General features: G+C 40.9%; 20 protein-coding genes. 12 read left to right on the forward strand and 8 right to left on the reverse strand.

The window, feature by feature from the left end; translation table 11 throughout:
- Positions 1 to 232: 232 nt before the first annotated feature.
- Complete coding sequence (locus IPI59_07555) at positions 233 to 2,689, reverse strand: 3-hydroxyacyl-CoA dehydrogenase/enoyl-CoA hydratase family protein (GenBank protein ID MBK7527389.1); 2,457 nt, start codon at positions 2,687 to 2,689, stop codon at positions 233 to 235.
- Positions 2,690 to 2,968: 279 nt separating this feature from the next.
- Complete coding sequence (locus tag IPI59_07560) at positions 2,969 to 3,670, reverse strand: VIT family protein (protein MBK7527390.1); 702 nt, start codon at positions 3,668 to 3,670, stop codon at positions 2,969 to 2,971.
- A 267-nt stretch (positions 3,671 to 3,937) separates the two neighbouring features.
- Here IPI59_07560 and IPI59_07565 point away from each other — a divergent pair, with 267 nt between their 5' ends.
- The gene (locus IPI59_07565; GenBank protein MBK7527391.1) at positions 3,938 to 7,801 is read left to right on the forward strand and encodes a fibronectin type III domain-containing protein; all 3,864 of its coding nucleotides are present in this window, start codon (positions 3,938 to 3,940) and stop codon (positions 7,799 to 7,801) included.
- A gap of 35 nt (positions 7,802 to 7,836) precedes the next feature.
- Here the strand turns inward: IPI59_07565 and IPI59_07570 are convergent, their stop codons facing one another.
- Positions 7,837 to 8,664: an amidohydrolase gene (locus IPI59_07570; GenBank protein MBK7527392.1), complete on the reverse strand. Its 828-nt coding sequence runs from the start codon at positions 8,662 to 8,664 to the stop codon at positions 7,837 to 7,839.
- A 90-nt stretch (positions 8,665 to 8,754) separates the two neighbouring features.
- On the opposite strand from IPI59_07570, the gene IPI59_07575 reads away from it, so the two are divergent.
- From IPI59_07575 to cysQ, 3 genes are all read left to right on the forward strand, one after another.
- Entirely contained in the window at positions 8,755 to 9,552 is a 798-nt protein-coding gene (locus IPI59_07575) for an RNA methyltransferase (protein ID MBK7527393.1), read from the forward strand.
- A gap of 129 nt (positions 9,553 to 9,681) precedes the next feature.
- Positions 9,682 to 10,200, forward strand: a complete 519-nt coding sequence (locus IPI59_07580; GenBank protein ID MBK7527394.1) for a GAF domain-containing protein — start codon at positions 9,682 to 9,684, stop codon at positions 10,198 to 10,200.
- Positions 10,201 to 10,242: 42 nt separating this feature from the next.
- The gene (gene cysQ / locus IPI59_07585; protein ID MBK7527395.1) at positions 10,243 to 11,082 is read left to right on the forward strand and encodes a 3'(2'),5'-bisphosphate nucleotidase CysQ; all 840 of its coding nucleotides are present in this window, start codon (positions 10,243 to 10,245) and stop codon (positions 11,080 to 11,082) included.
- Between the two features lie 72 nt (positions 11,083 to 11,154).
- Here cysQ and IPI59_07590 read toward each other — a convergent pair whose 3' ends face one another.
- From IPI59_07590 to IPI59_07600, 3 genes are all read right to left on the reverse strand, one after another.
- On the reverse strand, positions 11,155 to 12,249 hold the full coding sequence (locus IPI59_07590; protein ID MBK7527396.1) for a M20/M25/M40 family metallo-hydrolase: 1,095 nt from the start codon (positions 12,247 to 12,249) through the stop codon (positions 11,155 to 11,157).
- A gap of 77 nt (positions 12,250 to 12,326) precedes the next feature.
- Positions 12,327 to 13,265, reverse strand: coding sequence for a DUF58 domain-containing protein (locus tag IPI59_07595; protein MBK7527397.1), 939 nt, complete (start codon positions 13,263 to 13,265; stop codon positions 12,327 to 12,329).
- A 51-nt stretch (positions 13,266 to 13,316) separates the two neighbouring features.
- The gene (locus tag IPI59_07600) at positions 13,317 to 14,582 is read right to left on the reverse strand and encodes an ABC transporter permease (GenBank protein MBK7527398.1); all 1,266 of its coding nucleotides are present in this window, start codon (positions 14,580 to 14,582) and stop codon (positions 13,317 to 13,319) included.
- A 318-nt stretch (positions 14,583 to 14,900) separates the two neighbouring features.
- On the opposite strand from IPI59_07600, the gene queA reads away from it, so the two are divergent.
- The 6 genes from queA (at position 14,901) to IPI59_07630 (ending at position 20,841) form a co-directional block, all read left to right on the forward strand.
- Positions 14,901 to 15,959, forward strand: coding sequence for a tRNA preQ1(34) S-adenosylmethionine ribosyltransferase-isomerase QueA (queA, locus tag IPI59_07605; protein MBK7527399.1), 1,059 nt, complete (start codon positions 14,901 to 14,903; stop codon positions 15,957 to 15,959).
- A 178-nt stretch (positions 15,960 to 16,137) separates the two neighbouring features.
- Positions 16,138 to 16,869: a gliding motility-associated ABC transporter permease subunit GldF gene (gene gldF / locus IPI59_07610; GenBank protein ID MBK7527400.1), complete on the forward strand. Its 732-nt coding sequence runs from the start codon at positions 16,138 to 16,140 to the stop codon at positions 16,867 to 16,869.
- A 574-nt stretch (positions 16,870 to 17,443) separates the two neighbouring features.
- The gene (locus IPI59_07615; GenBank protein ID MBK7527401.1) at positions 17,444 to 18,082 is read left to right on the forward strand and encodes a DUF547 domain-containing protein; all 639 of its coding nucleotides are present in this window, start codon (positions 17,444 to 17,446) and stop codon (positions 18,080 to 18,082) included.
- A 50-nt stretch (positions 18,083 to 18,132) separates the two neighbouring features.
- On the forward strand, positions 18,133 to 18,816 hold the full coding sequence (locus IPI59_07620) for a hypothetical protein (GenBank protein MBK7527402.1): 684 nt from the start codon (positions 18,133 to 18,135) through the stop codon (positions 18,814 to 18,816).
- Between the two features lie 79 nt (positions 18,817 to 18,895).
- Positions 18,896 to 19,450 carry an SsrA-binding protein SmpB gene (gene smpB / locus IPI59_07625; GenBank protein ID MBK7527403.1) on the forward strand — a complete coding sequence of 185 codons (555 nt, stop codon included), beginning with the start codon at positions 18,896 to 18,898 and terminating at the stop codon, positions 19,448 to 19,450.
- 98 nt (positions 19,451 to 19,548) lie between these two features.
- Positions 19,549 to 20,841 (forward strand): NAD(P)/FAD-dependent oxidoreductase, encoded by a 1,293-nt coding sequence (locus tag IPI59_07630; protein ID MBK7527404.1) that lies wholly within the window; start codon positions 19,549 to 19,551, stop codon positions 20,839 to 20,841.
- 24 nt (positions 20,842 to 20,865) lie between these two features.
- On the opposite strand, the gene IPI59_07635 is transcribed toward IPI59_07630, so the two are convergent.
- A complete protein-coding gene (locus tag IPI59_07635; protein ID MBK7527405.1) occupies positions 20,866 to 22,599 on the reverse strand; it encodes a glycerol-3-phosphate dehydrogenase/oxidase in 1,734 nt (577 codons plus the stop codon).
- A gap of 424 nt (positions 22,600 to 23,023) precedes the next feature.
- Between IPI59_07635 and recA the strand changes: the two genes are divergently transcribed.
- Complete coding sequence (gene recA, locus IPI59_07640) at positions 23,024 to 24,076, forward strand: recombinase RecA (protein ID MBK7527406.1); 1,053 nt, start codon at positions 23,024 to 23,026, stop codon at positions 24,074 to 24,076.
- A gap of 198 nt (positions 24,077 to 24,274) precedes the next feature.
- Positions 24,275 to 24,844, forward strand: coding sequence for a ribosome recycling factor (gene frr, locus IPI59_07645; GenBank protein ID MBK7527407.1), 570 nt, complete (start codon positions 24,275 to 24,277; stop codon positions 24,842 to 24,844).
- 254 nt (positions 24,845 to 25,098) lie between these two features.
- Here frr and IPI59_07650 read toward each other — a convergent pair whose 3' ends face one another.
- Complete coding sequence (locus IPI59_07650) at positions 25,099 to 25,338, reverse strand: hypothetical protein (protein ID MBK7527408.1); 240 nt, start codon at positions 25,336 to 25,338, stop codon at positions 25,099 to 25,101.
- Positions 25,339 to 25,412: the final 74 nt, after the last annotated feature.

Genomic DNA, 25,412 nt, shown 5'->3' on the forward strand with positions numbered 1-25,412 from the left:
ATTACACACAAATAATTAGTTGAGCCTAAAAAAGGCAATTCTACTTGGGTTGAAGTATTATTATCGTCATTTCCGGATGAAAACTTTCCGGATAAAGATAAATTTATCGCTTCTTATTCTAAAAACAGCTACAAATTTATATGTCAGCGCTTAATTTCTCCGGATGTACTAAAGCTCATTAAGGTCTAAATTTTTATTTGCTGCAAGCTGTTGCTAAGTTCAGCCCAAAAAATTAGTTGCGCAGAGGTTTTCCGGTTTTAAGCATGTGTTCAATGCGTTGCATGGTTTTGCGCGTACTAATTAGGTGCAAAAAGGCCTCACGCTCTAAATCAAGCAAATATTGTTCGGTAACGTTGGTGGGCATAGAAAGGTCGCCGCCGCATAGTACGTGGGCAACTTTTTGGGCAATTAGCTCGTCGTGTTCGCTGGCGTGACCGGCAAAACGCAGGGCAGCAATACCCGAATAAAAAGTGCCCAATGCCGAGCGGCCTAAAACCTTAATATCGGTGCGGGGCTGGGGTTGGCTATATCCGGCACTGGCCAAACTAAGTACTTTTTGTTTCGCTTGGGCAATTACCCTTCGCGGATTAACCACAACATGGTCGCGGTTGTTAAGCAAAATACCCAAATCGAAGGCTTCGTGTGCCGAGGTTGCAACTTTTGCGGTGGCAATATTCATTAAAGATTGTTGCAGGCGTGGTATTTGTATGTCGCCCTCGTAGTAAGCATCGCTGGCCCGCAATGCCAACTCTTTTGTGCCACCTCCGGCGGGCAAAATACCTACTCCTACCTCAACTAAACCAATATAGGTTTCGGCACTGGCAACGGCACTGTCGGCGTGCATGGTCAGTTCGCAACTTCCGCCCAAGGTAAGCCCGTGCGGTGCTACTACTACAGGTATTTGCGAGTAGCGTGCCCGCATAGTTGTGCGCTGAAACATACGAACGGCAAAATCTAATTCGTCGTACTCTTGTTCAATGGCCAACATTAACATAAGGGCTAAATTTGCCCCTGCCGAAAAATTTTCGCCATTATTGCCAATTACCAAGCCGCGCCAACCTTCGGTTTCGGCAATTTCGATAGATTTTTGTATTCCGGCCAAAACTTCATCGCCCATGGCATTCATTTTAGTATGGAACTCTAAACATAAAACGCCATCACCAATATCGTGCAAAGTGGTGCCGGCATTGCCCCAAACGGGCTTTTGCGTGCGATAATTATCTAATATTATAAAAGTTTGGCCGCCGGGTATAGGTTCGTAGGTTTGTGTAGCGGGGTTATACGCTTTACGGAGGCCGTTTTCGGTAGTATAAAACTGCGTTTTGCCCGATGCTATCATAATGCGTACCCATTCGGCTACTTGTACTCCGGATGCAGTCATTTGGGCCACCACTTTTTCAACACCCAACACATCCCAGTATTCAAAAGGGCCGAGTTGCCAGCCAAAACCTGTTCGCATGGCATCGTCAACCTGGTATAAGTCGTTGGCAATTTCGGGTATGCGGTTCGATACATATTGAAATAGTTGTGCCGAAAGTTTATTTAAAAACTCGCTGCCTTTGTCGGTGCCGCTGTGCAGTATTTTAAGGCGTTTTTTAAGGTCGTCGGTAGTTTTAGCGGCGGTTAAACTGGCAAAATTGGGTTTGTTTTGCGGGCGGTAGTTCAAAGTGTCGAGGTCGAGGGCTAAAATTTCGGTTTTTCCATCATCGGTGCGCATTTTTTTATAAAAGCCTTGCCCGCCTTTGTCGCCAATCCAGCCTTTTTCAACCAAAGTATTAACATAATTAGGGATGGCAAACAAATGACGGCTTTCGTCATTAGGGCAGTTATCATATACCCCTTGTGCAACTTTTACTAAGGTGTCTATGCCTACAACGTCACAGGTCCGGAAGGTAGCCGATTTTGGCCGCCCCGATATGGGGCCGGTTAGTGCATCAACCTCTTCAATGGTTAATCCTACTTGTTGCATTAAATGAAAAATAGCCATAATGCTAAATACACCTATCCTATTGGCAATAAAAGCGGGGGTATCTTTGCACAAAACAGTTGTTTTACCCAAAAATTGGTCGCCGTACTGCATTAAAAAATCGGTTACTTGCGGGTGGGTGTCGGGGGTTGGAATTATTTCGAGGAGTTGAAGGTAGCGCGGCGGATTAAAAAAGTGGGTGCCGCAAAAATGTTGTTTGAAGTCGGCACTGCGTCCTTCGGCTAATATCCGGATGGGGATGCCCGAGGTGTTGCTCGTTATAAGGGTGCCCGGTTTGCGTACTGTTTCTATTTTTTCGTAAATACTTTGTTTAATATCAAGGCGTTCAATTACGGCTTCAATTATCCAGTCACACTCTTTAAGCAATTGCAAATCGTCTTCAAAGTTTCCGGTGGTAATGCGTTGGGCAAAAGATTTGTTATACACTGCCGATGGGTTACTTTGCAAGGCAAATTGTAGTGCTTCGTTAACAATACGGTTGCGCACCTGCTTGTTTGTTAGGGTTAGACCTAAGGCGGTTTCGGTGGCGTTTGGCTCGCGAGGCACAATATCGAGCAGTACAACTTGCAAGCCAATATTGGCACAATGCAGGGCAATGCGGCTACCCATTACCCCCGAACCTAATACGGCTACTTTTTTAATATGGCGTTGCGCTGCCGGTATTACTGTTTGTTGATTATGTTGTGGTGCAAAGGCCGTCATTTTTATCTGATTTTTTTTGATGATTAATGGTTAATTGTGTAGTTGCCAATAATGTTCGGTAACTTATAGAATTTTTATTTACAGAGATTTTTTGAGGTCAATTTGGTTTTTTCTTTTTTGAAGTGCAAATATACCAAACGTTTGGTAGGTATAAAAATTTATCTCCAAATTTTTTCCGGATGTGAGGGTATGGGTTTGCATTTTTTTATTTATCCGGAAAAAAACTAGCTGGGTTAGCAATGCTACCATCAAAGCATGCATTCATACATGTTGAATTATTTAAATATTCACACCAAATAAATAACCTACAATAGCTGTTAAAACCATAGCTATGGTACCCCAAAAGCTAACCCTTACAATAGCATTTACAACATTTGAACCTCCGGTTTTGGCTGCAACGCCACCTAATACGGATAAAAACAAAATTGCCATTCCATAAAGATAGTACTCGGTATTTTGTGGCGGCAAGGCTATAACTCCTATAAGCGGCATAGCGCCACCCGCTAAAAATGCCGCCCCCGATGCCAAAGCTGCTTGTATAGGGTTGGCTCGGCTAATTTCGTTGATACCCAGTTCGTCGCGCACATGCGCGCCAAGGGCATCAAAAGCGGTTAGCTCTTGTGCTACCACTAAAGCTGTTTCTTTTTTTAGCCCGCGTTGTTCATAAATTTGTGCTAAACGTTGCAGTTCAATTTCGGGCATTTCTTCTATTTCCTGTCTTTCTCGTTCAATGTCGGCTTTTTCAATATCGGTTTGCGAGCTTACCGAAACATACTCGCCGGCAGCCATAGACAAAGCGCCGGCAGCCAGTCCGGCAATAGCTGCCAAAATTACAGGCTCTTTAGTACTGCTTGCTGTAGCCACGCCAATGGCCAAACTTGATATTGATATAATGCCATCGTTTGCACCTAAAACTGCTGCTCTAAGCCAGTTGCTGCGATGTATATAATGGTTGTCTAAGTAGTCATTTAAGGCATTCATATTCGACATTATAATAAAACAATACAAGCAACAACAAAGTTAAACAGTAATAGTTTAAAAGGCTACTGCAACGTCAAAACATAAAAAATAATAGATAATAAAATTTGCCTGTATTTTATATGTTTATTAAATAATAATTAAATGTATTTTATTCATCAAAAATCCAAGTGCCAACGCTTTTAATCCGAGAAAAAATATTACCTTTGAGGGCTTTTTTCGTTTACTGCTTACTTTCAATACTTACAAAACTACTTCATTTTAAGGTTTATGCCGTATCATCCCACTAACTCGAGCAAAGCGTTTGCACGTTTTGCCTTTCTTTGTATTGTTACTTTACTAGGATTATTATCTCAGCCGCAACAGGTTTTAAAAGCTCAAAATCAAGGTCAAATGCAAGCTTGCGGCGTTGATTTTTGGCGGCAAAAACACATAAAAAACAACCCTAAATACATAGTTTATGAAAATAAATGTAACCATCAGTTGGCTACTGCCACCTTACAAAAATTAAATAATACCGCTAAACAAGGTAAAGACGACGAGGTTTACACTATTCCTACTGTTGTACATTTGGTACACGCCCCCAGCGAAACTATTGGCAAAGGCGCAAATCTTAAAGATGCGCAAGTTCAGCAAGCTATTAACTGGTTAAACGATGCTTTTAATAACAAAAACAGCTATTACAACAGCAAGGGCATATCGGTGGGTATTGAGTTTTGTTTGGCTACCCGCGACCCTGAAGGCAGTAGTACTACCGGTATAGTAAGGCACGCATCGAGCAAATATACCAATATTGACCTTAAAGAAGATGAGGACATTTATGTAAAAACTGATATTGCGCAATGGGACCCAGACAAGTATTTAAACATTTGGGTTGTTACCGACATGTGCTACGTTAACGATTGTAATACAGTTGGTTTAACGCCCTATGCAACATCGGCCGGAACAGCAGCCGATGGCATCTTAACTGTGGCCAAATACTTTGGCAGTTCAATAGACGAGACTAAAGTATTAATTCACGAAGCTGGCCATTACCTTAACCTATTCCATACTTTTGAAAACGGCTGCACTAATAACAACTGCTTAGAAAACGGCGACTATGTTTGCGACACCCCTCCGGATGGTTCAAAAATTTCGACTGCAAACTGCTCAACACCCGACAATAGTTGTACAACCGACACAGACGACACCCACCCACGCAATCCGTTCAGGGCAAAAAATATAGGTGGGCTTGGCGACCAAAACGACCCCACAGATAATTACTTAGATTACAATAAACGCGCTTGTAAAGTACGGTTTACCGAAGGCCAAAAAGACCGTATGCGCTTGTCGTTTATAAAATACAGAAGTAGTCTCATCGAAAGCGACGGCTGTTTATCGCTGGTTTTATTAGATGCTGCCATCACCGACATAACCAATCCGGAAGGGTTTGCTTGTAATGCTGCACTTGCTCCAACGGTAATTATTAAAAACTATGGCACCCAATCCTTAAAAAAAGCAACCATCAACTACTACCTCTCTAATGCACCCGGCACTATTTATAACTATTTCTGGGTAGGAAATTTGCCGGCAGGTTTTGCCGAGTCTGTATTATTACCGCCAACAAACGACCTTACTTTTTCCGGATCATACACCCTTACCGCCTACACTACTGCCCCCAATGGCCTAACCGACCTAAATACAACCAACGACGACGCTTCGCAAACCTTTGCCTTCGCCATACTAAATGCCATGCCTTTTGCCGAAAACTTTGAACTCAACACCGCCAAATGGTCTATCATAAACCCCGACAACGACCAAACTTGGAAATTACAGCTATCTAATAAATGTGAGGACACCGACATGTTCAGTTTTTATGTAAACAGCTATAATTACTATAATCTAAACCAATACGACTACGCCTACACCCGTCTTGACCTTAACACTTATACCAATGCTGCTCTTAATTTTGATGTGGCCTATTGCCAAGCAGGGGCATCGTACACCGATGGGCTGCGCGTAATTGTTTCGACCAATTGCGGCGAAACATTTAAAGAGGTTTACAATAAAAAAGGCAGTAGTTTAGCTACTAAATCCGGATATTGTACCTCAACATTCATTCCGGCAAATTGCGACGAGTGGCGTACCGAAACGCTTGGCCTGTCGGCCTATGCAGGTGGCGAAGTGCTGATAGGTTTTGAAGCTTTCTCAGAAAACGGCAATAATATTTATATAGACAATATAAGTATTACCGGCACCCAAACCATTATTTGCGACCCACCAACTAAACTTGCCGCCGGAAATATTACCCAAGTAAGCGCACAAATTGCTTGGGAAACCACCGAAATTACGCCAACTCACACCTTGCGCTACCGCCCGTTTGGCCAAGACGAATGGAAATATATTTACAATATCAGCAAAACCAATACCGCACTTAACTATTTAATTCCGGGCACAACCTACGAGTTACAAGTGCAAACCACCTGTATTGACAACTCGCTAAGCCCTTATTGCCCAGTTATTAATTTCTCAACATTAGATGCCTCCTGCTACCCACCCTACGATTTAGCAGTTAGCGATATATATACCAAATCGGCATCTGTGTATTGGGAGCCCGTTTATGGCGCCGTTAATTATGAGGTCTATTACAGTTTTGGGTTCGATACCTATAAATTTTTGGTTTATACCCCCGATAATTACCTAAACCTAACCGATTTATATACCAACAAAGAGTACAAACTTTATGTGCGGGCTATTTGCAGCGAGGGCGACACCAGTTTAAAAAGTGAACCTATTTATTTTACCCCTAAATTCAGTTGCCAGCCCCCCAACGGTTTGACAGCCGAAAAAGTAACAAAATCAAGTGCTTTATTGTTATGGCAACCCCAAGACGGCGCCTTGAGCTATTTGTTTGAATACCGTTTTGTTGGTGGCAATAACAAAGACTGGAAAAAACTAATTGTTAGTCAGGCGCAAATAGAAATTACCGACCTAACACCTAAAACAGACTACGAGGCGCGTATAAAAACCACTTGTGATACCCAATATGGTAGCAGCGATTACAGCGATATATTAATATTTAATACCGGATACGATTGTCCTGCCCCGCAAAATCCTGCAGCCACTGCCATTACCGAAAATGCTGTTACCCTTAAATGGGAAGGGTTTCCGGGTGCATTTTATGCCATCAGGTTTAAAAAAGCCAGCGAATTTATATGGCAAAACAAATATACCACCGCCGACTCAATCAATATTAGCCTGCTCGAGCCTTGTACCGAATACAGTTTTAGCATAAAAACTGCTTGCGATTTTGATACCAGCACCTACTCGGCAGTGAAATCGTTTTTTACTACGTGCAAAGGCTACGCCCTGTCAAAAGCCGAAAGTTCTGCTAATGAATGGATTGAAGGGATTAGTATTAATAATGTACTACATGTAAGTGGAAAAAATAATGGTTATGCCGATTTTACCGAAAAATTGGTATTTGAATTGCCAAAAGATACCGTTTTACCTTTATTGGTATCGGCAGGCGTAAAAAATAAAGGCTATGTTTTGTACTGGCAAATTTGGGTTGACTGGAATCAAAATTACGATTTTGAGCCCGGAGAACGGATATTTAGTGCCAGCAATTTAGTGGCTAATATGTTTTATAAACCCGGAACAACATTTAAAGGTAATTTTACTATTCCGGATGCAGCCCTTGAGGGCAAAACTCGTATGCGTGTATCTATGAGCAGCACCGGATGGGTAGGCCCCAACGATGTTTTTGACTATGGCGAAGTAGAAGACTATACGGTTGATATTGTGAAAAAATCGGGAAAAGGCGGGTTATTTTATGGCAACCAACAAAATCCGGATGATAATGCCAATGCCGACTGCTATCTGCCCAATCATAACGATAATTGTTTGCAGGTACAGCAAAATATCGCTAACAAGTACGCCCAAATTAGTTTATCTGTACCCTTGTTAAACGATGGGCAATTTTTATTGCGCAACACAAATGGCCAAATAGTATTAAGCCAACCTGTTGCCGCAAACGACCAAATACCACCAAACATAACAATAAGCACAGCTAATTTACCAGCCGGTTTATATATATGTTCCCTTCAAACTGCCTCAGATCAATGGCATAAAAAATTAATGGTTGTGCAATAAATCTATACCGACCTTTTAAGCAGTCTAAACGGTATTTACTCAATATTAAAGGTGTCGGCATCGCGCCAAGCCCCAAATTTTGCCCTGAATTCGTTTTGAGCCTCCCAATTAATGGTTGCATTAATTACCACTTCTTCGTTGTTTGATGGGGCAGCAGCCATTGGTTGCCCCATATAGTTTAGTACCGTGCTGCCTCCTTGGTGTTGTTGGCCATGCGTGTCGAGGCCAACGCGGTTTACCCCAACTGTATAAACTTGGTTTTCGATAGCGCGGGCAATAAGCAGTTGCTCCCAGGCAAAACTGCGCACCTGCGGCCAACTTGCCACATAAATTAGCAAATCAAACAAAGGCAATTGATGGTTGCGGCTCCATGCCGGAAAACGCAAATCGTAACACACTAACGGGCAAATGCGCCAACCTGCATAATTAATAATCACTCGTTTATTTCCGGGTTCATAATGCAAATGTTCGGCTCCCATTCTAAAAAGATGGCGTTTATTATACCATTTGCAGTGCCCATCCGGAAAAGCCCATACAAAACGATTATAGTATTTTTTATTAATAGCATCATCTTTAGCATTTTCTTTGTCGTCCTCTTTAATTATAAGGCTTCCGGCAATAACTTGATTTCTATTTTGAGCTTCTTGTAGCATCCATTGAACAGTTGGACCCTGCATAGTTTCGGCAAAATTCTTGGTGTTCATGGTAAATCCGGTTGCAAACATTTCGGGCAATAATATTATGTGGCCATTTGCTTTAGGCAGTAATTGGGAAATATGTTTGCGGTTTTCGACAGGATTTTCCCAAATTACGTTGGGTTGTACCAAGCTAATATAAAGGTCATTCAAGGGTTTACTGTTCATAAACGAGCAATTGAATAAATAAAAATATTATTTAATAAAAAAGTTTTTTGGAAAATTGCTTACTTAAAAGTAGTTTTACACCCCAAAGATATGGAAGAAAAACACCCACGCGACCGTTTTATTACCATTTATGGCCGAAAACCGGTTTTAGAGGCATTAAACAACCCTAATTTGCAAATAGATAAAGTGTTGATGGCTACCAATGCCGTAGGCGCTGTGGTATTGGCTATTGAACAAGCATGTGGTTTGCGGGGGGTTCAGTGTATCCGGATGCCGGCTGTGCAAGTAGCACGCATCAGCAAAAAACCCGATGAAGATCAAGGTGTGGTAGCCGATATATTAGCTCCAAATATACAAACAGTAAATTATTTTATTGCCAACGACTTACAATACTTACAGCAAAACGCTCCTCAAAAACAAGTTAATTTATTAGCCCTTGATGGCATTACTACCCCCGCTAACGTGGGACTTATTATACGAACCGCAGCCGGCATGGGCATTGATGGCATTGTTTACCCGCGTGTGGGCTGCCCTGCTATTGGCCCCTTAGTAATAAAAGCATCGGCGGGAGTTATTTTTAAAGCTCGCTTGTTGCGCTGCGAGCATATTGCCGATGGACTGCACCTGCTACGGCAGGCTAAATGCCGTATTTATGGTTTAAGCGGCCAAGCCAAACAAAGTATTTACCAGCCAAACACCAGCACCACAACAAATACCCCGGCGGTATGGGTATTAGGCGGAGAAACGCATGGAATTGGCACCAAAACAACCCAATATATTGACGAATGGCGTTCAATACCCATGCAGGCAAACGTTGAGTCGTTAAATGTGGCCTGTGCGGCAGCAGTTCTTTGCGGCGAGCTGTTGCGGCAAAAGCTAAATAAATAAAGAGAAATGACCTGTTTGTTTTAAAAACTATATGCCGCTTTTGTTGTTTTTTCTATCCGGATATTTTTTTGTTTTCCGGCAAACTCTTTTTGCTACTCCAATTCAAACTAAGTAAAATAGAAAGTATTTATGCATCATATACAAATTGCCCCCCAACAGTCCACCCGCGCCTACCAATACCAACAACTACTGCCCCAGCTAACGCACTTAATTGACCCCAAAGCCAATTTAATAGCCAATATGGCCAATATTTGTGCTGCGCTAAAAATGCAGTTTTCGTTTTTTTGGGTAGGGTTTTATTGCCTTGAGTCAAGTGCTGATAGTAATACTAATAATACGAGAGATAGCAGTTTGGTGTTGGGGCCTTTTCAGGGAACGGTAGCGTGTACACGTATTGCCATGGGCAAAGGGGTTTGCGGCGCGGCAGCCTTAGAACAAAAAACATTAATTGTGCCAAATGTCGAGGTTTTTCCGGGGCATATAGCCTGCGATGCACTTTCGCGCTCCGAAATTGTAGTGCCGTTAGTAATAGAAGGGGAAACGAAATTTGTACTCGATATAGATAGCACCGAATACAGCGATTTTACAGAAGAAGATGCTTTTTATTTAACCCAAATTGTAGATTTGCTAATTCCGTTTGTTAGTTAATTAAAGCCTAAGTTTAAGTAGCAATTTCCAACCCAATAATTTATGCATACATATCAAGACCAAACTACGTTAAATAAAATAAATCGAATTGCTTTAGCGGCTGGAGATATTATTTTAAGTCATTACGCCCAAACAAATAGAGCCATAGAAATAAAACTCGACCAGTCGCCGGTAACCGCTGCCGACAAAGCTGCCAACGAATACATAGTAAAAGAGTTACAAATCTTATTTCCGGATATTCCGGTTGTTGCCGAAGAAAGTCCATTGCCCGAATGGCCTATCCGGAAGAATTGGCAACTTTTTTGGCTTGTCGATCCTTTAGATGGCACCAAAGAGTATATTACCCGCAATGGCCAGTTTACTGTAAATATTGCCTTAATTTACAATCAACTGCCAATATTGGGCGTAGTATATGCCCCGGTTTTGCGTGAATTGTTTTGTGGTACTGCCATATTAGGTAGTTTTAGGCAACAAATACCAACTGGCACAAGTCATAGTATAGAAGAAAATCTTAACCTTACACGTATTGAGGCAAAACCACCTGAAAAGGGGCAACCTATAATAATTATAGCCAGTCGCTCGCATTTAAACCCCGAAACGGAGGCTTATATTGCCAGCCTCAAACAAAGTTTTGAAGCCAACCAAACCTACGAAATATTAAATGTTGGCAGCTCGTTAAAATTTTGCCGCCTCGCACAAGGGCAGGCACATGTTTACCCGCGCCTAAGCCCCACAATGGAATGGGACACAGCCGCAGGCCACGCTATTGCAATTTTTGCAGGTGCATACCTTTTTAGCCACCCAAACCGCACGCAACCTTTTGTTTACAACAAATTAAACTTAACAAATGGCGATTTTGTGGTTTCTGTGTTACAAATTTAAAAAATGTAGAATCAAAGGGTTTTAATCTTATGATTTGCTTAGTATAACAGTTAATCTGTTTGCGTACTTTAATTATTTAATATATTTAAAATCGTGGCCACTTTCTATATTTTGCAAGGTATGGTAATACAAACGTATTGTATTGGCTACGTCTTCTTTATCGGCCATTTCAACGGTGGTGTGCATATATTTAAGCGGCAAGGACAAAAGCCCTGTTACTACACCACCTGTGGCAAAGGCAAAAGCATCGGCATCGGTGCCGGTTGAGCGGTAGTTTGCTTCGCGCTGAAAAGGTATATCGTTAGTTTGGGCGGTATTTACCATTAAATCGAGGAGTTTGTTTTGTATAGCCGGCGCATACGAAAGCACAGGGCCTTTACCGCAGGCATAGTCGCCATGGCGGGTTCGACTAAGCATAGGGGTTGTGGTATCGTGGGTTACATCGGTAACAATGGCCACATGCGGGCGTATGGTTTCAACAATCATTTGCGCGCCCCTAAGGCCAACCTCCTCTTGAACCGAATTAACAATATATAAACCATAAGGCAGTTTAATATTGTTTTCTTTTAACAGCCGAGCGACCTGTGCAATTACAAAGCCACCTAAGCGATTATCTAAGGCGCGACCCACAAAATAGCGGTTGTTTAGCTCCATAAAGGGGTCGGGGTAGGTAACCACACAGCCAACATGAATACCTAACGCCTCAACTTCTTCGCGTTTTTTACAGCCTACATCAATAAAAAGATTATGTAAATCGGTTCTAAATGAAGATTCATCTTGGCGCAAATGTATGGCCGGCCAACCAAATACACCCGGAACAATGCGGCCATCGCGGGTATGTATTTGTACTCTTTTAGACGGTGCAATCATGTGGTCGCTTCCGCCATTCCGGATAATATAAATATAGCCGTCTTCGGTTATGTAATTTACATACCACGATATTTCGTCGGCATGGGCCTCTATAACTACGCGGTAGGGTGCATCCGGATTAATAATGCAATAGGCTGTGCCATAATTATCAACCTGATAGGTATCAATATAAGGTTTAATATAGTCAAGCCAAAGTTGTTGGCCGCGCCACTCGTAGCCTGTTGGGGAGGTGTTGTTTAGGTAGCGTTCTAAAAATGCCACCGAATCGTTGTTAATTATAGAGTCAAAAGGCAACATCAATAAGGTTAGGGGTTTAAGGAGGGTATAAGAATTAATTTATAAATTTATTATGTAATGTTTAATTTTACAAGCAGTTAGACTTGCATTTTGCTGCGTTTAACCAAATAGGGCAATAATACTTGCGAAAAATCGAGGTTAATATCGGTTGGCACTAAATCTATCCGGAATTGGCTGCATCGCAGTTTTAGTGTTTGTAAAAACTGGTACATCTGTTGCTGGTAATAGTCTTTTACCTGGTTGGGTTGTAGTTTTACCTCTTCGCCGCTTTCCATATCAACAAAAACGTAAGGGCGATTTTCAAACTCAAAATCAATTTCGCGTTTGTTGTCGGTTACATGAAAAAGTACTACCTCGTGTTTATTATAGCGCAAGTGTTGTAGTGCCGAAAAAATTTCATCGGGGTTTTGTGCTGTTTCAAACATATCGCTAAAAATAACCACCATAGAGCGTTTATGAATATTGTCGGCAATTTGGTGCAGGCAGCGGGCGGCGGCGGTAGCGCGGTTGCGGTTATTTTGGTTTAGGTGTTGAATTAAAGTAGTTTCGAGCAGTTTATGGTGGGCAGTTGTGGAGCGGGCGCGGGTATGAAATTTTACCTCGTCAGAGAAGATGGTTAGCCCAACGGCATCGCGTTGCTTTTTAAGCATATACATTAGCGCTGATGCCGCTACTATGGAAAACTGCAATTTGTTAATTCCGGGCTGATTTTTTTGCCCTGCTTCCTCCGGAAAATACATAGAACTTGACACATCAATTACAATACGGCAGCGCAGGTTTGTTTCTTCTTCGTAGCGTTTTGAAAAAATTTTATCGGTGCGGGCATATACTTTCCAGTCAATATTTTTAATCGCGTCTCCGGGGTTATAGAGGCGGTGTTCGGCAAACTCTACCGAAAAACCGTGGAATGGGCTTTTATGCAGCCCAATTATAAACCCTTCTACTACTTGCTCTGCCAGCAACTCTAAGTTATCGAGGCGGTGTAAATGTTGGGGTTGAATAATTTGTGTATTCATTCATGTTTTGAATTGGGTGGCAAAATTACACAAAATCGCGCTTGTAATTTGTTAATTTTGCCTAATTGCGTCAACGGGGTTCATGCGGGCGGCTTGTATAGCCGGCACAATTCCGGATACAACCCCAATTGCCGTGGACAGTATTAGGGCGGTAATCACATTTTTGGAACTTAAAATCAAGGTAAAACTATCTATCATTGTATTGCCAAGCCATGCCAAGCCTTGTACAAAAAACAAGCCAGCTATGCCACCAATGATAGATAAAAACACCGCTTCGATTAAAAATTCGAGTAAAATAAAATAATTGCGTGCACCTAACGATTTTTTAATGCCAATTTGGCCGGTGCGCTCGCGTACAGATACAAACATAATATTGGCTATGCCAAACCCACCTACAAGTATTGAAAAGGCACCAATTAACCATCCGGCGGCATTTATAACACCAAAAATAGAAGCTATAAATTGGTCGAACAAACTAGAGCGATTAAGGGCAAAATTATCTTCGGCAGTAGGTTTTAGTCTTCGGCTGGTGCGCAAAACATGGCTTAGCTGGTCTTCGACCTCGCTTAGCGGAATGCCAGCCTTTGGCCGGGCAACAATTAATGGCATTAGTTGTTCGCTATCAACGTCTAAATAGCGGCGGGCAAAATTATAGGGTACAAAAGCAATGCCATCAACTCCATCTCCGGTAAGGCTTTTGCCTTCTTTTTTTAAAATACCCACTAAAGTAAGTTGCTGCCCCATAAAACGCACTTGCAGTCCAAGCGGGTCGGTAATATTAGGAAAAAGCTCTTCGGCTAAGCGGTGCCCTAACACAATAACGTCATTACCTACTGCCGACTCGTTGCTGCTAAACCACCGGCCACTTTCAAACTCGAAGCGCATAATGTCGGCAAACTCTTGAGTAGCGGCGCCTAAGGGGGCATTTTCAATTATATTATCGCGGTATTTAAGTGCTTGCCCTTGAATAACTACCCTAATGGCCACATCTTCGGTAAGGTTAGCGCGTTCGCGCAGAGCTAAATAGTCGCGGTACGATGGCTGGGGGCGTTTCATGTACTCCCACCAACGGCCATGCCCACCGTCCCAAGGGAATTGGTGAATAAAAATTAAATCAGAGCCTAAGCGCGAGAACGATTTCCGGATGCTTTGCTCAAGGCTATCAATAAGCATTAATACCGATATAACACAAAAAATGCCAATTGCAATGCCCAAAGCCGATAAAAAGGCTCTTAAAGGATTACCCCAAAGAGCTTGCAAGGCTTGTGCAAACCCCTCGCCAATTATTTGGAAAAAAACAGCTATTTTTTGCAGCATAATAAATAATTAGGGCAAATTTCGTTAAATATTTTCAGCTTTTTAAAACTACTTTATGTTTAATTTTGTTTAGAATAAATATTTTGTTTTCATCAAACAAAAAAGTGGTTTTAATACATAGTCAGATGCTAACAGATAAGCTAAAAATGAAGCAAAAATTTATATTTTTAGCCTTAACCATCTAAGAAAGAGAATGTTTTATTTGGTAAAACCACAAGCCTATTAATTTCGTTCCTTTTTAGTATTTTATTACAATACTTGTATATAAAGTGCTATCTTTGCGCCGCACAAACAAAGCCATAAATATATTTTAATTATATGAAATTATCAGAATTTGATTTTAATTTACCTGACGAACTTATAGCCCAATACCCCACCGAAAACCGCCACGACTCGAGGTTAATGGTTGTTCATAGGAAAACGGGCTTAATTGAACATAAAAAATTTACGGATATTTTAAACTATTTTGAAGATGGCGACTCGATGATTATAAATAACACGAAGGTATTTGCTGCAAGGTTATATGGCCGGAAAGAAAAAACAAACGCCGAAATTGAGGTTTTTATGCTGCGCGAATTAAATGCCAAAGAACGCCTTTGGGATGTGTTAGTTGAGCCTGCCCGTAAAATTAGGGTAGGTAATAAACTTTATTTTAATACCGACAAAATTCAAACCGACCTTGTTGCCGAAGTAATAGACAATACTACCTCGAGAGGGCGCACCATACGGTTCATTTTTCCGGGCGATGATGAGGCTTTTAAAGCCGAGCTTGCCCGCTTAGGGCAGGCCCCCCTGCCTCGATATATAAAACGCCCGGTAGAAGATTTAGACTACGAACGCTACCAAACCGTTTTTGCCAAAGAAGTTGGTGCCGTAGCCGCCCCTACCGCCGGCTTGCACTTTAGCAAAGAACTTATGAAACGTTTGGAAATTAAAGGCATTAATTTTGCCGAAGTAACCCTACACGTAGGCTTAGGTACATTTAGACGCATTGAGGTTGAAGACCTCTCTAAACATAAAATGGAAGCCGAGTACTTTAAAATTCCGGAAAAAGCTGCCGCCATTGTAAACAAATCAAAAGAAACAGGCCACAAAGTTTGTGCTATCGGCACTACTTCAATGCGTACCAGCGAGTCGAGCGTTTCGGCGCAAAACCTTTTAAAACCAGCCGAAGGATGGACCAACCTTTTTATTCACCCGCCTTACGATTTTCATATTGCCGACTGCTTGCTTACTAATTTTCACTTGCCTAAAACAAGTTTGCTAATTTTAGTTGTTACCTATGCAGGCTACGATTTAATGATGAAAGCCTACAAAGAGGCCATTGAACATAAATACCGGTTTTATAGTTACGGTGATGCTATGCTAATTATATAAATAAAACACAAAGAAATCATACGAAACCCAAGCGAACAAAAAAACTATCCGGAATTAAAAAATTTAATCTTTGTAGTTTTTTATAAAGTCTTGTCCGGATTTTAAAATCAAAGGAACGGACTTAAGCGTAGCTAAAAATGAAATGAGGCGGAAAAATTCTAAAAAAATATAAAATAAAATGCTTACCATTTTCAGAAAGGAGATTAACCTTTTTTTTAGCTCGCTAATTGGCTACATAGCGTTGGTTATATTTTTAGTTATTACGGGGTTATTTCTATGGGTTTTCCCTGAAACAAACCTGCTCGATTATGGCTATGCCAGTTTAGAACAACTGTTTTTATTGGCCCCGTGGGTATTTATGTTGTTAATTCCGGCAATTTCAATGCGCTCATTGGCCGAAGAAGTAAATTTGGGTACTTTCGAAATTTTAGCCACCAAACCCGTTACCGATTGGCAAATTGTGTTGGGTAAATATTTTGCCGCCTTGTTTTTAGCTATTTTTGCCATTTTGCCTACATTCATATACTTTTACACGGCTTATCAATTAGGGTCGCCGGTGGGTAATATAGATACTGGTGCTGCTATTGGCTCGTATTTAGGTTTAGTATTTTTGGCTGCTGCTTTTTGTGCTATGGGCATATTTGCATCGGCTTTAACGGCCAACCAAATAGTAGCTTTTTTATTGGCTGTTTTTTTGTGTTTTATTTTTTATCAAGGATTTGACTATTTTAGTGCGTTAAATTTATTTTACGGCAAAGCCGATTATTTTATTCAACAATTAGGCATTAATGCGCATTATAATGCTATTAGCAGAGGCGTTGCCGACACGCGCGACATTTTGTACTTCATTTCTTTATCCGGATGTTTTTTATACCTAACTAAAATGGTGCTCGAAAGTCGTAAGTGGTAATATAATTTACTATAATTTTGCCGCTTGTTATTGTATCTATTTTTAAAAACGATTTATTTCGCTGCAAACCATGGCAAAACAAAGTATAATTTTTATTTTAGTTTTTATTATTGCCGCAACTTGTTGTTTTAGCTGTATTGGATGCCAACAGGCTAATAACAACAATAATGATAATAATACATTGGTTGCCAACCAGCCAAACAACAATAACTTACCGCCACAGCAAACTCACCCCGACACAGCACAGGCATACGGAACACCCCCAGTGACAGGGCAATTGCCAACTCCCGATACTATTTTTAACTCAGAAGATTTGCTTAAAAAAATAGTTGCCGAAAAGGCTGGCGCAGCTAATCAATCCGGAAAAAACACAGCGCAAAACAATAACAACAGCAGTTTCAAGGCCAACGCGGCAAAACCCATGCCCCCGGCTCCGGGTGCCCCTAATATTCAACCCGAGTTAATAGCCGTACGCCCCCAAAATAATTTACCACCTTCAACATCGCCCAATAAACCTTCAACCCCAACAAACATACCGCCACAACAACCTGTTTCCCCGCCAAATGCTTTATCTATGTTTTTTGACGAAGCCGATGCCCTTTTTGGCAAATACGTAGGTAATGGTCGGGTGGCATATAGTGCCTTAAAAAAGGATCAAACAGACCTTAACCGTTTATTGGGTATAATTGCAAACGCCGACCTTAGCAAAGCCGACAGCAAAACAAAACAGGCCTTTTACATTAATGCCTATAATATTTTAGTTATTAAAAATGTACTTGACCACAATATTCCTGCCTCGCCTTTAGACGTAAAAGATTTTTTTAGTGCGGCCAATTTTAAGGTTGCCCAAAAAACAACAAGTTTAGATAATTTAGAAAAAAATATGCTTTTTGGCCTCCAACGCGATGCTCGTTTTCATTTTGTTTTGGTTTGCGCCGCAATTGGCTGCCCGCAATTAGTAAATTTTGCCTACAAACCCAACAAACTCGAGGCGCAACTTACCCAACAAACCCGCCGCGCCATAAACGACAATAGTTTTATTCAGGTAAACACAAAAGCTAAAACCGTTGCCATATCAAAAATTTTTGAGTGGTACGCTAGCGATTTTGGCACCAATGCCTTACAATATATCAATCAATACCGCAACAACCCCATACCTGCCGATTATAAATTAAGTTTCTACGAATATAACTGGAAGCTCAACAAGCAGTAGCCGCAGCACTTTTATCATTATTATATTATAATTATAACACATTAACTTGCTTGCTTTTGCCAAACAACGAACAACAACCACAAATTAAAACCCCGCCGCGTATATTTGCAGCAGGCATTTCGCACCTTAGCGATGCGCGCTTTTTTGCTACTTTTGCCGAATGGCTTTGCTTGGACCTTACTGCCCTTACGTTGCAACAAGCCCGTGAAATAACAAATTGGGTAACCGGGCCACAATTAACAGGTTTTTTTGACCCCCAGCCCGAAACAAATTTAAACGACACTGCCTATGCTTTGCAATTAACCGGCATAGCTGCCCAATATACGCCCAATTTTGAACTTATAGATGCGCACCAAATTACTAATTTTATACGCTGCGTGCAATTGCCTCCGCTTTGTAGCCCTTGGCAGGCGCAAACAATTTTTGAGCAGGCTTACAACCAAAGCCAATACGCCCACCAACAAATTACTACCTATATTTTGGCCCAATTTGACCCCGCAAATATTGAAACTACTTGTAAAGATTTAATTGCAAATGCACAAAAATGGCAACCTATTTTTAATCAATATCCGGTTTTGTTAGATTTGCCGAAAGCTAACTCAGCAGATATAGCCCAAATTACGGCTATTTTTAACATCGAAGGTTTAGTTATTTGGGGCGAAAATGAACTAATTACAGGCATCCGGACGTTTGATGAGGTAACAAATTTACTCGAACTACTTGGAATTGAATAATATTAACATTGTTTTTACTGTTTATTAATCAATTTTTCGTTTCGGGCTGATTTAATAAACAAGCAACTCACAAAATAAGATGGAAACAAAAAAACCAACTAACAACAAAAAATCAATATCGGGGTCAACAGCAATTTCCGGAAATAAAACCACCAAGCCCAAGCAAACTGCTATTGCCGAAACCTATAAAATACGTGCCTCTAATAAGCGCGCCCATTTCGAGTACTTTTTTATCGAAAAATACAAGGCCGGAATTATACTATCGGGCACCGAAGTAAAATCGGTTAAATCTGGCAAACTGAATATGAGCGATGCTTATTGCTTTTTTAAAGATAGTGAACTTTGGGTTAAAAATTTACACATATCTGAATACGAGCGGGGAGGCGTTTATAACCACGAACCAAAAAATGCCCGGAAATTATTGCTTAACAAACGCGAATTAAAACGTTTAGAGCAAAAAATTAAAGAGCGCGGTTTGACCATTGTGCCGATTGAAGTACTTGAAACCGAGCGCGGCTATATAAAATTAGAAATTGCCTTAGCCAAAGGTAAAAAAGCCTACGATAAACGCGACAGTATTAAAGAAAAAGACCAACGCCGCGATTTTGACCGTCAAGCCAGCCATAACGACTAACGCTTAGTCCTAAATATATTTAACTCACTACAGGAAATTGACTAAACGGCAAATTAATAGTATAAGTTTTTTATTAAGATGTCAAGTAGTTAAAAAACATGCAACATATTGCCATTATTGGTAACGGCATTGCCGGTATTACTGCTGCCCGGTACGTACGAAAACTTAACGGCAACTGCCAAATTACCGTCATATCTGCCGAAACTAATCATTTTTTTGCCCGAACAGCCCTAATGTACATTTACATGGGGCATTTAACTTACGCCCAAACCAAACCCTATGAAGATAATTTTTGGCAAAAAAATCGCATTGACCTGCTAAATGGCTATGTAAAATACATAAATACCAACGCCAACACCCTGTATTTAAGCGATAATAGGCAACTAAACTACCATAAATTGCTAATTGCCACCGGCTCGAAGCCCAATTTTGGGAATTGGTCAGGGCATAACTTGCCGGGCGTTCAAGGTCTTTACAGCTACCAAGACCTTGAACTGTTAGAAAAAAATACCAATCCAACCCCCCAACATGCCGTAATTGTAGGGGGCGGCCTAATAGGCATTGAGTTAGCCGAAATGCTGCATAGCCGTGGTATTCAACTTAGTTTATTGGTGCGCGAAGCCAATTATTGGGGCAATATTTTACCGCCCCAAGAATCCGAAATAGTAGCCCAGCAAATACAACAACGGGGCATTAGGTTAAAACTTAATACACAGTTAGCCGCGATTAACCCCAATGCCACCACAGGCCGCGTAGGCTCGGTTACCACCACCAATAACGAAACAATTTTTTGTGATTTTGTTGGTTTAACGGCGGGCGTACAACCCAATATTGGCTTTTTGCAAGATAGTAATATAGCTACCGATAAAGGTGTTTTGGTAAATCACTATTTAAACACTAATATACCCAATATATTTGCCGCCGGCGACTGCGCCCAATTTATTGAGCCTTTGCCCAACCGTAATGCTATAGAGCAAGTTTGGTATACCGGCCTACGGCAAGGCGCTACGGCTGCCTATAATTTATGTGGTTACAATTTACCTTATCAGCCAAGGCTGTGGTTTAACTCGGCCAAGTTTTTTGACCTTGAATATCAAATTTATGGCAAAATAAGCGCAAACCCTAATTCACAAACCGAGCAACAGTTGTTTTGGCAGCACGCTACTAAACCTATTTGTTTGAGGCTGGCAATAATTCCCCAAACGCAAATACTTATTGGAATTTCTAGCATAGGGATGCGCCTTAATCATGATGTTTGTGAGCAGTGGATAACTGATAAACGGAACTTGCTTCAGATTTTACCTTTATTGCACGAAGCCAATTTTAATCCGGAATTTTATGCAAATTATTATCCGGATATAGTAAAAAAATGGCAGGTCTTGCTTCAGTAACAAATACCAGCAAGCAATTATTTTTTATTTCTCCAACTCTATCATTAAGTCAAATTTTTCAAAATTTATTGCCGTATCGTCCTTGTCGTCAAATTTTAGGACAGCCTCGTATTGTTTTTGCCAGGCCATTAATGCCTGTTGTTTTTGTGCAGGAGTATATTGCAAAATACTTGCCAGCTCGTTTATTACCAAGGGCAACAAGTAAGGGCAAGTTTCGCGTTCAAAATACAAGCGGCTTGTTCGGCGGATTAAAAAATCGGCGGGTGTTGTTACCATTTCGCGCAATACGCAATAGCGCAGTTCAGACAACAAAATACGCTCGTTTAAAGGTTTTTCCGGATGAAAGGTTGCACATTTAAGGCTTCGCAAGATATGACGTGTATTACCGCCGTATTTTTCAACTAAACTTTTAACAGTTGTTTCGGTTAGGCCGGCAATTTCTTGATAGTGGGCTAAATAGTATTGGGTAAGGTCGTTAAGATTTTGCGCTTGCCGGCTAAACGAGCCACTTAAGCGCAGCGTTTTAGTGCCCGACAGCCGTATGGCGCACTGATGTTGCCGGTGTAGCCGAATCATTACTTTGTCAACAACCCGTTCGGCCATTTTACGGTAGCCGGTAAGTTTGCCGCCTGCAATAGTAATAAGGCCATTTTGCGAGATAAAAATCTCATCTTTACGCGATAGTTCGCTGGGCGATTTGCCTTGTTCGTATATGAGTGGGCGCAGTCCGGCCCAGCTTGAAACAATATCGGCCTGTGTAAGTTGAGCATCCGGAAAAACTGCTTGCAATGCGCCAATCAAATAGGCAATATCGGCCTGAGTAACCTGCGGGTTGGTAAGGCTTCCGTCATAATTAGTATCTGTTGTACCTATATAAGCAGTGTTCCCGCGCGGAATGGCAAAAAACATGCGGCCATCTGCATAGGGCGTATCGGCATATATTGCTTGTTGTAAGGGCAGCCGGTGCCGGGGCACTACTATATGCACCCCTTTGGTTAACTGAAGTTGTTTTTTGCTTAATGCCCCGTCTAAAGCCCGGAGCCTATCGGCCCAGGGACCTCCGGCATTTACCACGCAATGGGCTGATACGTTAACTGTTTGACCTGTAATTTGGCAAGTAGCTGTTAAGCCATTAATTTGCTGCTGATAATAATGGTATTTTTCAACTTTCAGGTAGTTAAGTACAACAGCCTTATGTTTTGCAGCAGTTTTTAATACCTCAATAGTTAGGCGAGCGTCATCGGTTTGGTATTCATAATAAAGGCCGCCACCCAACAAATTGCGGGCTTGTAAAAGTGGCTCGGCTGCTAAAGTAGTGTTAGCAGTAAGCATAGAGCGGCGTTCGGCAGGCACTACACCCGCCAATTTATCGTAAAGCCAAAGTCCTAAGGAGGTAGTGTGTTTACCCAGCGAGCCGTTTCGGTAAATTGGCAATAACATTTTTTGAGCATGTACTATATGAGGGGCGTTGCGGTGTAAAATAGCCCGTTCGGTACCTACTTCGCGCACTAAACCAAACTCTAAATTTTTAAGGTAACGCAGGCCGCCATGAATAAGCTTTGTTGAGCGGCTACTGGTGCCGGCGGCAAAATCTTGTTTCTCAAGCAAGGCAACTTTTAGACCCCGGGCGGCGGCATCTAAAGCTATACCGGCACCGGTAATACCACCACCAATCACCACAACATCAAAAACGGTATTTTGTAATTGTTGCATCAACAAGGAGCGTTTGGTGGTATTTAGCAAAACTGGTTTACACATAGTCAAAATAAACAATTTTATTGGGCACAACAAAGTGAAGCGATACATAAAGAACAGTTTCAGCACAAAAATCGTTGCATAGTTAAGTGTTAAATTAACTAAAAATGAAGTTTTTAAGATGGCTGAATTATCCGGAGACAGGTACTATAACTAACTATTATCCGGATGTTTTATTGTTTAAAGAAACTATTTTTTATGTTGCGAACTTAAATTTGTTACAAAATTACGGTTTTTTGCCCAAAAACAAAGAATTTTACTCTTTTTTTTTGCTATTTTCTAATTTTGTTAGTAATTTTGTGCCGGTAATAACTACTAACCTAAATTTGTAGTACTTTTGTTAGCGGTTCAATCAAAAACAAATTGGTATTAGCCCAACCTTTTTAACAATACAATTATTAATAAACAATATTAAATTTATTTCAACATGGCAACATCTGACCAAGACAAACTCAAATCACTTAAATTAGTTATAGATAAACTCGATAAGACATACGGGAAAGGCACGGTAATGAAACTTGGCGAACGCAAAGTTGAGCGAACTGATGCTTTATCTACCGGCTCGTTAGGCTTAGATATTGCCTTAGGTGTAGGCGGTTTTCCGCGCGGGCGTATTATTGAAATATATGGCCCAGAGGCATCGGGTAAAACAACCTTAGCCATACATGCTATTGCCGAAGCCCAAAAAAGCGGCGGTATTGCAGCCATTATTGACGCCGAACACGCTTTCGATAAAACATACGCACAGGCCTTGGGCGTTGATGTGGACAATTTACTTATTTCGCAGCCCGACCACGGCGAGCAAGCCCTTGAAATTGCCGACCACTTAATTAGGTCGGGTGCTTTAGATATTGTAGTAATTGACTCGGTAGCAGCCTTAGTGCCACGCGGCGAATTAGAAGGCGATATGGGCGACGCTAAAGTAGGTTTACAAGCCCGCCTTATGAGCCAGGCCTTGCGCAAACTTACCGGAACCATTAATAAAACCGGATGTATTTGTATTTTTATTAACCAGTTGCGCCAAAAAATTGGCGTTATGTTTGGCAACCCCGAAACTACTACCGGCGGCGAAGCATTAAAATTTTATGCCTCGGTGCGTTTAGATATCAGGCGGATAGCCCAAATTAAAAGCGGCGATGATGTAGTAGGAAACCGTACCAAAGTAAAAGTAGTTAAAAATAAAGTAGCGCCGCCCTTCCGCACTACCGAGTTTGATATTATTTACGGCGAAGGCATTTCAAAAATAGGCGAAATTATTGACTATGCCGTTGAATTAGATATTATAGCAAAAAGTGGCTCGTGGTATAGTTTTGAAGGAAATAAAATTGGGCAGGGGCGCGACAATGTAAAAACCTTTCTAAAAGATAATCCGGAGCTGGTAACAGAACTTGAAAATCGTATAAAAAGTCAATTGATGCAATTTACCGACCGCCCCACAACCACCGACCCTCTTTTAGGTGATGACTTAGATGATATGTAAATTTTTTCCGTGGCAACTCAACCTAATTGAAAATTTTATTGCTTGTAAGGTTTGAATTTTTCAAAAAAATAGTTTGTTAAAGGTATGCCGTAAGCTATCCACACTATCGGCATACTTTTTTTGTATTGTTTTGTGTAAATTTGCAGTTTAATAACAAAACCTATTTTTGATTTTTTATTTGAAAAAACTTTTTTCGTTATGATTCCATTAGAAGAAGCCAATAAAGTGTATTCGCACAGCAAAGATATGATGCACCACAGTATTGAACATCTTGAAAAAGAACTAACCAAAGTGCGGGCGGGCAAAGCATCGCCCGCTATGGTCGATGGCATTTATGTAGATTATTATGGCACAAACAGCCCTATCTCGCAGGTAGCCAATATTACCACCGGCGATGCCCGCACCTTGTTAATACAACCCTGGGAGCGAAATATGTTAGGCCCTATTGAAAAAGCCATTTTTGCCGCCAACTTAGGCATGACCCCACAAAACGATGGTAACACCATACGCCTTAATTTACCCCCACTAACCGAAGAACGCCGAAAAGATTTGGTAAAACAAGTTAAACATATTGGCGAGCAAACCAAAGTGGGTATCCGCAATGTGCGTAAAGAGGCAATGGAGAAAATAAAAAAAATGGTTAAAGACGGCCTACCCGAAGACAACGGCAAAACTACCGAAACACAAATTCAAAAAGCCACCGACGAGCATATCGAAAAAGTGGACAAAATACTGTTGGCTAAAGAAAAGGAAATTATGGCTATTTAGTTGTACTTGCTAACGCGCATACAAACAAAATACCAACTATTTTATTATTTCAATAATAGCCAAACCTAATTGGCCGCAAGGTAAAACCTCAAATAACTAATAAAACTTGTCCGTCTGTATTTGGCTATAACAACAAACAAAAACTTAACAAAAACATTAAAGAAAAAGATACAGTATGTTTTTATCAACCATCGCCACGTTCTAAAACAACACCAAGAAAGCAAAATTAAAACATTAAACAATACTTGTATTGTTTACATCATTTGTTCTAATGCTATAGATTTTGAGTGGTTTAATATAATTTGTACCGAACTGGAATTAGGCGACCGCATTTTTACACTATCCAAAGCATTATATACGGCACGTAATTCGTTATATATATCACAAAAAATAATATCAGAAGCCAACTTGTCGGCAACTAAAATATTTTCTGATTTCGAAGTTTCGCCATATAAAAAACGAATTATTAAATTATGTGTAGCATCTTCATTCATGGTAAGTAAAAATAGAAATAGAAATGGGGTTAAAAATGTGGTTTTCAAAAAACAATATTAAATAAATAAGAACC

It is taken from the genome of Sphingobacteriales bacterium, assembly GCA_016706405.1.
Taxonomy (GTDB): domain Bacteria; phylum Bacteroidota; class Bacteroidia; order Chitinophagales; family UBA2359; genus BJ6.